Below are 773 nucleotides of genomic sequence, written 5' to 3' on the forward strand. Positions count from 1 at the left end.
CGCGAGCACATCCTGCTGGCGCGCCAGGTCGGCGTTCCGGCGCTGGTGGTGTTCATGAACAAGGTCGACATGGTCGACGATCCGGAGCTGCTGGAGCTGGTCGAGCTGGAAGTTCGCGAGCTTCTGTCGTCCTACCAGTTCCCGGGCGACGACATTCCGATCACCAAGGGTTCGGCGCTGTGCGCGCTGGAAGACCGTCAGCCGGAGATCGGCCGCGACGCCGTCCTGGCGCTGATGAAGACGGTGGACGAGTACATCCCGCAGCCGGAGCGTCCGGTCGACCGTCCGTTCCTGATGCCGATCGAGGACGTGTTCTCGATCTCGGGCCGCGGCACGGTGGTGACCGGCCGCGTCGAGCGTGGCATCGTGAAGGTCGGCGAGGAAGTAGAGATCGTCGGCCTGAAGGCGACGGTCAAGACGACGGTGACCGGCGTCGAGATGTTCCGCAAGCTGCTCGACTCCGGGCAAGCCGGCGACAACATCGGCGCGCTGCTGCGTGGCACGAAGCGCGAGGACGTCGAGCGCGGCCAGGTTCTGGCCAAGCCGGGTTCGATCACCCCGCACACCAAGTTCAAGGCCGAAGCCTACATCCTGACGAAGGAAGAGGGCGGCCGTCACACCCCGTTCTTCACGAACTACCGTCCGCAGTTCTACTTCCGGACGACGGACGTGACGGGCATGGTGGCGCTGCCGGAAGGCGTCGAGATGGTCATGCCGGGCGACAACGTCGCCATGGAAGTGACGCTGATCGCCCCGATCGCCATGGACGAAGG

The 773-nt window shown here is 65.7% G+C and carries 1 protein-coding gene; it reads left to right on the plus strand.

Annotated elements, in window-relative coordinates:
• On the plus strand, positions 1-773 hold a 773-nt coding region (locus tag JHL17_RS36785), incomplete at both ends, for an elongation factor Tu (protein WP_200199624.1).

Source organism: Azospirillum endophyticum (assembly GCF_016595245.1).
In the GTDB taxonomy this organism is placed as follows: domain Bacteria; phylum Pseudomonadota; class Alphaproteobacteria; order Azospirillales; family Azospirillaceae; genus Azospirillum; species Azospirillum endophyticum.